Here is a 10,810-nt window from a genome sequence, read left to right as displayed (position 1 = left end):
CACTCTAAGCAGCGCGACGCCTTGTGGGTTGGACAGAAAAAGGCCAGGGGTTTCGCCCCTGGCCTTTTTGGTGTGTCAGCCTGGCTTTCGGATCAGGGGAAGCGCTTTTTGGTGTAGCGCCAGGCGATGAAGTAGAGGCCGAGATAGGCAAACGGGATGAAGACGATCAGCCCTTCGAGTCCACCGAGCATGGCACGGTCTCCTTAGAGGTTGCGGTTGGCGACGCGGGTCGCTTCCTGGGTTTCGAACAACACGGCACCGCTGGCGGCGATCAGCACGATCATGGTGGTGCCGACCAGCCAGGCGAAGTACCAGGGACCATAGTCGCCCGCGACGACCGCGAGCAGCAGGGAAACCACCACCACCGCCGCGAGGCCGCCGATTTTAAGCAGGTTTTTCATGACGCGCGATCCTTTCAGTAGGAGTGGTCGTCAGCGACGACGGTTTCGGTATGGACCTTGCCCTTCATGACCCGGAACGCCCAGGAGGTGTAGGTCAGGATGATGGGCACGAAGACCAGCGAGAAGGCCAGCATCCAGGCCAGGTTATAGGCGCTGCCGGAGGCGTTCCACACGGTGAGGCTCTGGGCGGGTGCGGTGGTCGAGGGCATCAGGAACGGGAACATCGCACCGCCGGCGGTGAAGATGACGCCGACCCAGGCGATGGCGCCGAGCCACCAGCCGATGATCGGCTTGTTCGCCAGCAGCATCAGCGGGCCGCCGACCATGCCGAGCACGCCGAGCGCGGGCAGGACCCAGAGGAGCGGGTAGGTGTGGAAATTATCGAGCCAGGCACCGGCGCGCATCACCACGTCCGGCCCGCCGAGCGGGGTGGCCGGCATGCCGGGGTTGACCTTCTGGGTGAAGGCGAACCCCTTGATGAAGGCGATCCAGACGCCGCCGATCACGAACAGGACGGCCGCGAGAAGGCCGCCGCCGATCGCGAAGCGCCGGGCGCGTTCGGCGATGGGCCCTTCACCGCGGATCATCAGCATGGCACCGCCCTGATGCACCGCGAGGGCGAGGGAGAGAACACCGCACATCAGCGCGAAGGGATTGAGCAGATACCAGATGAAGCTTTCGTCCTGGTAATACTGGCCATCCCAGCTGAAGTGGAAGCCGACGCCCTGCAGCACGTTGCCGAAGGCGGCGCCGTAGATGATCATGGGCACGGCGCCGGAGATGAGGAAGGCCCAATCCCAGGTATCACGCCATTTCCGGGCATCGACCTTGGAGCGGTACTCGAAGGCGACCGGACGCATGATCATGCTGAACAGGAGCAGGATCATGACGACGTAGAAGGTCGAGAACGAGGTGGCGTAGAGGGTCGGGAAGGCGGCGAAGATCGCGCCGCCGCCGAGGATGAACCACACCTGGTTGCCATCCCAGTGCGGGCCGATGATGGCGAGCGCGGTGCGGCGTTCGCCATCGTTTTTGCCGACGAAGCGCAGCAGGGTGCCGACCCCCATGTCCATCCCCACCATCACGGCGAGGCCGGTGAGCAGGACGCCGAGCAGCAGCGCCCAGATCACCTTGAGTACGATGTAGAGTTCCATATCAATACTTCCTTATTGCCACGGCTTGTCGGCATAGCCGGGCTGACCATAGACCGGCTGGGCCGGCGCTTTCAGCGGCTTGACCGGCGCGGCGTGAACACCGGGGCCGAGGCGGGCGAATTTGAACATCAGATAGAGCTCGGCGGCGATGAACAGGCTGTAGAGCAGCACGAACCCGACCAGCGAGAAGATCATGTAGCCGACGCCATGCGAGGAGGCGGACTGGAACGTGGGCAGCCAGCCATAGACGGTCCAGGGTTGGCGGCCGTTTTCCGCGGTGACCCAGCCGAATTCGCAGGCGAGGATGGGCAGCGGGATCGCCAGCATGGAGGCCTTGAGCACGAGCGGGTGCTTTTCCAGCTCGTTCTTCAGGCTGTAGTAGGCGCCGAAGGCGAACACCACGAGGAAGGCGAGGCCGAGGCCGACCATGAGGCGGAACGACCAGAACTCGACGAACACGTTGGGGATGGTTTCACGCGCGGTTTTCGCCAGAACGGTGGGCAATTGCGCCGGCGTGATCGCCGAGAGATTCTGATCCGGCGCGAAGCGCTGGGCCAGGAAGCCGTAGCCCATGTCGTTCTCGTGTTTGCGGAACTCGGCCAGGGCCGCGGGATCGTGCGAGGCGCCATAGGCTTTCAGCGCGATGATCGCCTTGATGCCGTTGACGGTCTTGCTCTGGGCGTCACGCTCGAGGGCGTAGATGCCGGGGATGGTCTTGTCCCAGGCATGGGCGACCAGCGGGGTCAGCACGTAGGGGATGCCGATCGAGAAGACGTCCTTTTGTGCCGCGTCATCGGGCAGTGCGATGACTTTCCACGGCGTGGCCGGACCCTTGGTGGAGTGCCAGAGGCCTTCCATCGCGGCGAGTTTGGTCGGCTGCACCAGATAATCCATCCGGCCCAGCGCATCGCCGAGGGTGACGACGGCGACCGTTGAGATCAGGCCGAACAGGGCGGCGATGCGGAAGCTGCGGGCGGCGAATTCACGGTGCTGTTTGCGCAGCATGTAATAGGCGCTGACCCCCATCACGAACATCGCGCCGGCGACATAGCCGGCGATCGAGGTGTGGACGAATTTGGCCTGGGCATCCGGGCTGAACACCAGGGCGCCGAAGCTCTTGAACTGCATGCGCATCGTGGTCGGGTCGAATTTGGCACCCGAGGGGTCCTGCATGAAGCCGTTGGCGATCAAGATCCAGAGGGCCGAGAGGTTCGAGCCGAGGGCGACGATATAGGTCACCGCGAGATGGGCTGGCTTGCTCAGCCGGTCCCAGCCGAAGAACATCAGGCCGACGAAGGTGGATTCCATGAAGAACGCCATCAAGCCTTCGATGGCGAGCGGTGTGCCGAACACATCGCCCACGAAATGCGAATACATCGACCAGTTGGTGCCGAACTCGAATTCCATGGTCAGGCCGGTCGCGACGCCGATGGCGAAGTTGATCCCGAATAATTTGCCCCAGAACTGGGTCATTTCCTTGTAAATCGGTTTGCCGGTGATGACGTAGACCGTCTCCATCGCGGCGAGAATGAAGGTCATCCCCAGGGTCAACGGGACGAACTGGAAGTGGTAGAGCGCTGTGAGCGCGAATTGTAGTCGGGATAAATCGACTACGGTCGGATTGATCATCGGCTTGATCCCAGAACGACAGGCCGGCGCGGCTGATTCCTCGTCGGGCGTTTCATGAACGCATTGTCACCTGTAGCAGAGAAAAATTTCAGATCATTGATCTGGATCAATGGACATATTCGATACGGAGAATGTTATCGCCGCCCGTCCCCGAAAATGCTCAGAGACGCGCAACCCGGTCATGCAGAACGGCGAGGCGCGCGACGGTGCCGCCCGCCGCGCGCAGGGTGGCGTAGGGTCCATCCTCGGCCACGCGCCCCCGCTCGAGCACCACGACGCGATCGGTCGGGGCGATGCCTTCGAGCCGGTGGGTGATGGTGATGGTGGTGCGGCCGATGGCGAGCGGGACGATGGCGGCGCGGATTGCGGCCTCGGTCAGCGGATCGAGGCCTTCGGTCGGTTCGTCGAGGATCAGGAACGGCGTGTCGCGCAGGGCGGCGCGGGCGATGGACAGGCGGCGGGCCTCGCCGCCGGAGATTTTGACGCCGGCTTCGCCGACCAGCGCATCCAGCCCGTCGGGCTGGGCGCGGACGAAATCGGCGAGCTGGGCGATGTCGAGCGCATGCCAAAGTGCGGCATCGTCCGCCGCAGGGTTGGCGATCAGCAGATTGTCGCGCACGGAGCCTGCGAACATCTGGGTGCGTTGCGACACCAGGGTGATCAGCGAGCGCAGGTCATCGCCGCGGATCGCGCGCAATTCCACGCCGCCGAGTGTCGCCGAACCTTCCTGATAATCGGCGAAGCGCAGCAGCAGATTGACCAGCGAGGTTTTGCCCGCGCCGCTGCGGCCGAGAATCGTGACATGTTCGCCCGGTTCGATCGCGAGATCCAGCCGATCGAGCGCCCAGTTCCGCCGGCTCTCGCCGATCGCTTCGTCCGGCGCGGGATAGCGCAGTCGCACACCAGTGAAGCGCAGGGCGAGGTGATCCGGCCGCTTCGGGCTGGTTGCGGGGTCGTGGATCGGCAGCGGGCGATCGATGATCTCGAACACGCGCCGTGCCGAGTCCCGCATGCCGCCCAGCAGTTGAAACGCGGTGGCCAGCGGCGCCACCGCCTCGAACGCGGCCATGGCGCCGAGGGCGAGCAGCGCGAGATCGGGGCCGGGCAGGCGGTGATCGGCCACCAGGGCGCCGCCGATCAGAAGCATCGCCGCCATGGTGAGATTGGCGATCAGCAGATTGCCCGCGATGCCGAAGCCGGCGACGGCGGCGAGACGCCCCTGGCGCCCGGCCAGCGCGGTGCTGGCGCGATCGACCCGCGTTTGCATCGCCGGGGCGGCATTATAGGTGAGCAGCTCGGCCATGCCTTGAACGCCATCGATCAGGTCGGCGCGCATCGCGGTTTGCAGGGTCACGGCATCGCTGCTGGGGCCACGGCCGAGGCGCAGGCTGGCGAGCGGCAGACAAGCGCCGGCCAGAACCAGCCCGGCCAGCAGCACCAGCCCGGCCAGAGGTGAAAACGCGGCGAACACCAGCGCCATCAGCACCGCGCCAAATATAGCGACCGCGAAGGGCGAGATGACGCGCAGGAAAAAATCGCCCAGCCGGTCGATATCGGCGACCAGCCGGCCGAGCAGATCGCCGCCGCGATCGCCGGCGAGGCCGAGCGGTGCCAAAGGTTCGAGCCGGGCATAGAGATCGGTGCGCAGGCCGGCGAGCAGGCGGAAGGTGGTTTCGTGATCGACCAGACGCCCGGTGTAGCGCGCGACCACGCGCACAGTGGCGAAGAAGCGCACGCCGGCGGCGGGGGTGAAGAAATTGAAGGCGTTCTGCACCGCGAAGCCGGCGAGGCCGACCACGCCGGCGGTGGCGAGAAACCAGCCGGACAGCGCGAGCAGGCCGAAATTCGCGAGCACCGTGATCAGGCCGAGGGCGATGCCGCCGGCGATCCAGCGCCGGTAGGGCGTATAGAGGCGCATCAGCCGGATCAGGTCGCGCATGCGGCCTCCGGTGCGAGCGGTGCCGCGGTGATCGGCGGCGGGGCGATCAGCGCGGCATAGGCACCGCCGCGGGCGAGCAGGTTGGCATGGGTGCCGGATTCGACGATGCGTCCGGCCTCGAGCACCAGAATCCGGTCGGCGCGCCGCACGGTGGCGAGGCGGTGCGCGATGATGATGGTGGTGCGGCCGCGCGCGAGATCGGCGATCGCCTCGGTGAGCTCGGCTTCGGTTTCGAGGTCGAGATGGGCGGTGGCCTCATCGAGCACCAGCAGCGGCGCGTCCTTGAGAAAGGCGCGCGCCAGCGCGAGGCGCTGGACCTGGCCGCCGGAGAGGCCTTCGCCGGCATCGCCGATCATGGTGTCGAGCCCGTGGGGCAGATCGGCTACGATGTCGGTGAGTTTGGCGCGCGCGAGGGCGGCGTGCATCGCGGCGGCATCGGCATCGGGCCGGGCGAGGCGCAGATTGTCGGCGATGGTGCCGGCGAACAGCCGGGGCGTCTGCGGCACATAGGCGAGGTGACGCCACCAGGATTCCCGGTCGAGCGTATCGAGCGCGATGGCGCCATTGATCGTGATGCGTCCCGCGGCCGGGGCGGTGAAGCCGAGCAGGGCGGCGGCGAGGCTCGATTTACCGGCGCCCGACCGGCCGACGATGGCGGTGAGGGAGCCGGCGGGAAACACACAATCGATGTCGCGCAGCACCGCGACACCCGGCGTATATTCGACCGCGAGGCCGGCGCAGGCGATCGAGACGGCGCCTTCGGGCAGAATCGCTGTGCCCCAACGCATGGCGGGTTGGGTGTCGAGCACATCGAATATCCGGCGGGCGGCGGCCAGGGCGGTCATCCGCGCGTGGTAATGCGTGGCGAGACCGCGCAACGGCAGGAAGAATTCGGGGACCAGCAGCAGCACGAAGAACGCCGGGAAGAAGGCGATGTCGCCATGGATCAGCCGCGCGCCGAACAGCACCGCGACCAGCGCGATCGAGAGCGAGGCGAAGAACTCGAGCGCCGCCGAGGTGAGGAAGGCGACCCGCAACCCTTCCATGGTGACGCGGCGGTAATCATCGGAGATCCGGCCGATCAGGGCGATTTCGTCGCGCGCGCGGCCGAACAGCTTGAGCGTGGTGATGCCTTGCACCGCATCGAGAAAATGCGCGCTCATCACCAGCAATTGCCGCCACTGGCGCTGGTTGATCGCCTCGGCGCGGTAGCCGATGAACACCATGAACAGCGGGATGATCGGGCCGCTGACCACGAGGATCAGCGCGCTGATCCAATCAAGGCGCAGCACCACCGCCAGGATCGCGAGCGGCACCATCGCGACCAGCGCCATCTGCGGCAGGTAGCGCGCGAGATAGGGTTCGAGCGCCTCGACCCCGTCGAGCATGGTGGCCGCGAGATCGGCGCTGCGCTCGCCGGCGGCGTAGGCGGGTCCGAGTGTGAACAGATGATCGAGCAGGGTGCGGCGCAGCGAGAGTTTCACGACAGCGGCGGCGCGGTAGGCGGCGAGCTCGGCGGCATAGCTCAGGGCGGCGCGGATGACGAACAGGACGAGCAGAAGGACGAGATCGGGCCGCTCGGCCGCCAGCGGGGCGTGCTGGAAAATGATCGCCGAGACGAAGCGCGCGAGCAGAAACGCCTGGATGATGACCGCGATGCCGGCGGCAAAACCAAGAGCGATGGCGGCACTCAAGCCGCGCCGCGCCCCCTGCCCTGCCGCGATCAGCCGCTGATCGATGTCGCGCGCCATGGTGCGTCAGGCCTTCACGATCGTGCCGGCGCCGTCGGTGACCGTGACGTGAACCGGGATGCCGCGCGCGACCGAGGCGCCGACGGTGCAGAATTGTTCGAACTGGGCCAGAATCCGGTCGAGATGACCGATCGATGCCGCCGGTTCGGCGAAACCAATGGCGATCTCGATCGCCTGGACGCGCAGGTGGTTATGCTCGTCGCGCCCGGTGGTCGCGGCCGCCGTGGTCACGATCGGTCCGGCGGCCTCGTGGAACTTGCCCATCGCGAAGTGAAAACTCGAGGACATGCAGGATGCGACCGATGCGAGCAGCAGATCGACCGGCGCGGGGCCGGTACCGCCGCCGAGCGGCGGGGTTTCATCGGTCGTGACACGCGGCAGGCCAGGCCCGAAATCGCATTCGAAGCGGTAGGCCTCGATCTGGCGCAGGGTGATCTGATGGGGGCCGCTCATGATCCGTCGCGTTCCTGTCGCCCGAGGGAGCGGCGGTTATAGAACATTCACCGGGATTTTCAGATAGGTGGTGCCGTTGGACTCGGCGGGCGGCATGTCACCGGCGCGCATGTTGACCTGGATCGACGGCAGGATCAGCCGCGGCATGTCGAGCGTGGCGTCGCGGGCTTCGCGCATCGCGACGAATTCATCCTCGGTCACGCCGTCACGGACGTGGATATTCGCGGCGCGCTCCGCCGCCACCGTGGTTTCCCAGGCGAAGATGGTGCGGGTGGCGGGGCGGTAGTCGTGGCACATGAACAGCCGGGTTTCCGCCGGCAGGGCGAAGATTTTCTGGATCGAGCGATAGAGGGTGCGGGCGTCGCCACCCGGAAAATCGCAGCGGGCGGTGCCATAATCGGGCATGAAGAGCGTGTCGCCGACGAAGGCGGCATCGCCGATCAGCCAGGTCATGCACGCGGGGGTGTGGCCGGGTGTGTGCATCACCTGGCCCTGCAAGGCACCGATCGTGAAGCGATCGCCATCGTTGAACAGACGGTCGAACTGGCTGCCGTCACGCTCGAATTCGGTGCCGGCGTTGAAGATCTTGCCGAAGATCGTCTGCACGATCGTGATATTGGCGCCGATGCCGATCTTGCCGCCGAGCGTCTGCTGGATATAGGGGGCGGCCGAGAGATGATCGGCGTGGACATGGGTTTCGAGAATCCATTCGACGGTCAGGCCTTGCGCCTTGACATGGGCGACGATCTGATCGGCGAACGCGGTCGAGGTGCGGCCTGAGGCGGAGTCGAACTCGAGCACGGAATCGACCACGGCGCAGGCGGTCGAGCTGGGGTCGCGCACCACGTAGCTCACGGTGTTGGTCGGCTCGTCGAAAAATCCGGTCACAACCGGTTTCAACAGAACGGCTTCGCTCATCGAATTGAGTTCCCATCGTGTAAAATGACCGATCCGCCACACGGCGGCTTTGTGTGTTTATAGCGCGGATCGGCGGTTACGCGTTGATTCAGATCAATCAGGATTTTGCGAGGCTCGCCAGATAGGCGACGACATCGGCACGGTCGGCGGCGTTGGTCATGCCCATGTAGGGCATTTTGGTGCCGGGTACGTCGGCCTGGGGATTGGCGATGAATTTGTCGAGCGCCGCGGCGGTCCAGACGATATGGGCGGATTTCAACGCCGGGGAGAAGTCGAAACCCGGCGTGCTGGCGGCCGGTTTGCCGTAGATGCCGGCAAGGCTCGGGCCGATGCCGTTCTGCCCCGGCGCCACGCTGTGACAGGAGGCGCATTGCGCGGCGAAGATGGATTTTCCCTTGGCGGCGTCGGCGGCGTGGGCGTTGGCCGTGATGAACAATCCGGTGACGAGAGCGGCGGTCATGACGATCGGTTTCATTCGTTTGTCTCCTGATGAGGATTAGAAGGCCAGCCAGATGCCGGCGAACAGTGTGTCGTTGGCTTGGGCGTTGGTGCCGGCGCCATCGTAGTTGCGGGCCAGGCCGTTGAAGGTCGGGTAGATCGTGTTCTCGACGAAGATTTTCGCATTCAGCCAGGGCAGCCACACGGGGCCGCCGTTATTATAGGGATAATAGTCGAGCTCGGTGGTCCAGCTGTTGGTGTTCGGCTTGCCGTTGGCGTTGCCGTAGAGAACGGGGTCGGCATTGCCGTAGATGGTGTTGAACGACTCGGTCACGCCGTATTTTTGAAGCAACAGCTCCGAGACCGTCAATGTCGCGGTGTCGAGCGTGTCGGCCGGGTTGCTGGCGAGGCCGAGCGGGTAGCTCGCCTGCCAGCTTTGGGATTCGTGGATGAAATTCGCCTGAACCGAAAATGCCTGTTTCGCGGTGATGTACTGGAATTGCGAATCGGCCGCGACGTCGAGGAACTGGTCGGTGGCGCCGCTGATCATGCCTTGCGGATAGGGCCGGTCCATCAGCGCGTAGGTGCCGACCTCGATGGAGGAATTGCCCCATTGATGCTGCACCGCCAGCCGCAGGTAGGGGATGACGCCGTCGATCTGGGTGGCGGGGCCGACGCCCAGCGCGTAGCTCATCCGGTTGGGCAGCGATTTATAGAGATCGGCTTCGGTATAGAGCATGTTCTCCGGGGTCAGGTTGAGGGCGCTATAGACGCCGACACCGTAGACCCCCTGCGCCAGCGCCGGAATCTGCTGCTCGGCGGCGGGGCCGTTGGCGAGCTCGGAGGGGATGTAGGGATAGCCCCAGCTGGGCGGCGAATTCCACAAATCGGACACGGTCGGCGCGTTGTTGAAGGTGATGCCCCAGAACAGCGGCTTGCCGAACAGCGTGCCGGGCCGTGCGAGCCGGATGTCGGTATTGTCCCAGTGCCATTGGCCGGCGACGCCGTCATAGGTGACCTGGATGAAGGCGCCCAGGCCGAGCGAGGCATCGAGCGCGCCGCCGTAGAACAGGCTGGTCTGCTGCGCGGCCCAGGCGTCGTTCGATTTGAACCCCGGTGCCAGGCCGCCCGGCACCTTGTCGTGCATCTGGGTGTAGCCGATCTGCGACATCAGGGCGAAGTTTTTCCAGGTCGGAAACATCCCGCCCGCGATATAGCCTTCAAGCTTGAAGTCGCGGCCATAGGGGGTCAATTGCGGAAAGCCGATATGGCAGGCCGAACATGGTTCGCCGGTCTGTGCGGCAAAGGCGGGGATCGCCTGCGCGGTGGATGGCGACAATGCCACCAGTGCGAGACCCAGACCCAGTGCAGCGATGGCGCGTTCCGAATTATGATTTGTTGATTGCTTGATCATCACACCTGCTCCCAGTTGCACCGCCTCGATGCACCGCGGCGGGCGCTGCGTCATTGATGTAGATCAAATCGGCGTGATCACCAATCCGCCGCCATGACGCAAGGCAAGTGATCGGCAAGCGCGTTCATGAGCGCGGCCAGGCCGCCATCGGGCGTGGCGGCGTCGATGCTGATCCAGGGGGCGTCAGGGCGGCTTGCCCGACCGGCGGCCTCGTGCAGGATGGCGATGGTCGCGTCCGACGCATCGCCGCTTCGGGCGCCGATCCGGCGTTCCAGCACGGTGAGCGGCGCTTCGAGCCAGACGCCGAACAGGGGGACGCCGGCCCGCTGCGCCGCCACCGCGAGGGAGTCGCGAAAGGCGGCGCTCTGGCAGGTTGCATCGATGATCACCGGATAATCGGGCAGGGCGGCGGTGAGCATGGTGATGAGGCCGTGATCGACGGCGTCGTTGGCCTCGCGCGTGTAGCCCGACGGGCCGAGCCGCTGCTCGGGTGGCGCCGCGCATAGCCGCTTGCGCAATTCGTCGCTGCGGATGATCAGCGCCCCGGCGGCGGCGCGCAGCTTTGGGGCGAGGCGTCGCGCCAACGTCGATTTGCCAGATCCCGGCAGGCCGCCGATCGCCACGACCAGGCGGGCCGGCGGGGCCAGAAGCGCTATTGCCGCGTCGAGTTGCGCGTGCGCCTGCGGCGCGGCGGTTTGGGCACCGACATGGGC

General features: G+C 65.6%; 10 protein-coding genes. All 10 read right to left on the bottom strand.

Annotated elements, in window-relative coordinates; genetic code table 11:
• Positions 1-203 precede the first annotated feature (203 nt).
• Positions 204-401, bottom strand: a complete 198-nt coding sequence (locus ACP5E6_RS03890; RefSeq protein WP_427951948.1) for a hypothetical protein — start codon at positions 399-401, stop codon at positions 204-206.
• Between the two features lie 14 nt (positions 402-415).
• Positions 416-1,555 (bottom strand): cytochrome d ubiquinol oxidase subunit II, encoded by a 1,140-nt coding sequence (gene cydB / locus ACP5E6_RS03885; RefSeq protein WP_427951945.1) that lies wholly within the window; start codon positions 1,553-1,555, stop codon positions 416-418.
• Between the two features lie 12 nt (positions 1,556-1,567).
• A complete protein-coding gene (locus tag ACP5E6_RS03880; protein ID WP_427951942.1) occupies positions 1,568-3,184 on the bottom strand; it encodes a cytochrome ubiquinol oxidase subunit I in 1,617 nt (538 codons plus the stop codon).
• A gap of 160 nt (positions 3,185-3,344) precedes the next feature.
• The gene (gene cydC, locus ACP5E6_RS03875) at positions 3,345-5,123 is read right to left on the bottom strand and encodes a thiol reductant ABC exporter subunit CydC (RefSeq protein WP_427951939.1); all 1,779 of its coding nucleotides are present in this window, start codon (positions 5,121-5,123) and stop codon (positions 3,345-3,347) included.
• Positions 5,111-6,874 (bottom strand): thiol reductant ABC exporter subunit CydD, encoded by a 1,764-nt coding sequence (gene cydD / locus ACP5E6_RS03870; RefSeq protein ID WP_427951936.1) that lies wholly within the window; start codon positions 6,872-6,874, stop codon positions 5,111-5,113. The genes cydC and cydD overlap by 13 nt, the downstream gene beginning before the upstream one ends.
• Positions 6,875-6,880: 6 nt before the next feature.
• Positions 6,881-7,327 (bottom strand): OsmC family protein, encoded by a 447-nt coding sequence (locus ACP5E6_RS03865; RefSeq protein ID WP_427951933.1) that lies wholly within the window; start codon positions 7,325-7,327, stop codon positions 6,881-6,883.
• 36 nt (positions 7,328-7,363) lie between these two features.
• Positions 7,364-8,245 carry an MBL fold metallo-hydrolase gene (locus ACP5E6_RS03860; RefSeq protein WP_427951930.1) on the bottom strand — a complete coding sequence of 294 codons (882 nt, stop codon included), beginning with the start codon at positions 8,243-8,245 and terminating at the stop codon, positions 7,364-7,366.
• A gap of 97 nt (positions 8,246-8,342) precedes the next feature.
• Positions 8,343-8,720 carry a c-type cytochrome gene (locus ACP5E6_RS03855; protein WP_427951928.1) on the bottom strand — a complete coding sequence of 126 codons (378 nt, stop codon included), beginning with the start codon at positions 8,718-8,720 and terminating at the stop codon, positions 8,343-8,345.
• Between the two features lie 21 nt (positions 8,721-8,741).
• Positions 8,742-10,151, bottom strand: a complete 1,410-nt coding sequence (locus ACP5E6_RS03850; RefSeq protein ID WP_427951925.1) for a hypothetical protein — start codon at positions 10,149-10,151, stop codon at positions 8,742-8,744.
• Positions 10,152-10,174: 23 nt separating this feature from the next.
• A partial coding sequence (locus ACP5E6_RS03845) for an AAA family ATPase (RefSeq protein WP_427951922.1) occupies positions 10,175-10,810 on the bottom strand: 636 nt, incomplete at its 5' end.

The organism is Acidiphilium sp. (assembly GCF_049977125.1).
Taxonomy (GTDB): Bacteria; Pseudomonadota; Alphaproteobacteria; order Acetobacterales; family Acetobacteraceae; genus Acidiphilium.
Note: the sequence above shows the minus strand (reverse complement) of the source record. Positions and strands in the feature narration are given on the sequence as shown.

Excerpts from the sequence above, each read along its gene's own strand:
- ACP5E6_RS03890 (WP_427951948.1), bottom strand. The coding sequence starts at position 401 with ATGAAAAACCTGCTTAAAATCGGCGGCCTCGCGGCGGTGGTGGTGGTT.
- cydB (WP_427951945.1), bottom strand. The coding sequence starts at position 1,555 with ATGGAACTCTACATCGTACTCAAGGTGATCTGGGCGCTGCTGCTCGGC.
- ACP5E6_RS03880 (WP_427951942.1), bottom strand. The coding sequence starts at position 3,184 with ATGATCAATCCGACCGTAGTCGATTTATCCCGACTACAATTCGCGCTC.
- cydC (WP_427951939.1), bottom strand. The coding sequence starts at position 5,123 with ATGCGCGACCTGATCCGGCTGATGCGCCTCTATACGCCCTACCGGCGC.
- cydD (WP_427951936.1), bottom strand. The coding sequence starts at position 6,874 with ATGGCGCGCGACATCGATCAGCGGCTGATCGCGGCAGGGCAGGGGGCG.
- ACP5E6_RS03865 (WP_427951933.1), bottom strand. The coding sequence starts at position 7,327 with ATGAGCGGCCCCCATCAGATCACCCTGCGCCAGATCGAGGCCTACCGC.
- ACP5E6_RS03860 (WP_427951930.1), bottom strand. The coding sequence starts at position 8,245 with ATGAGCGAAGCCGTTCTGTTGAAACCGGTTGTGACCGGATTTTTCGAC.
- ACP5E6_RS03855 (WP_427951928.1), bottom strand. The coding sequence starts at position 8,720 with ATGAAACCGATCGTCATGACCGCCGCTCTCGTCACCGGATTGTTCATC.
- ACP5E6_RS03850 (WP_427951925.1), bottom strand. The coding sequence starts at position 10,151 with ATGACGCAGCGCCCGCCGCGGTGCATCGAGGCGGTGCAACTGGGAGCA.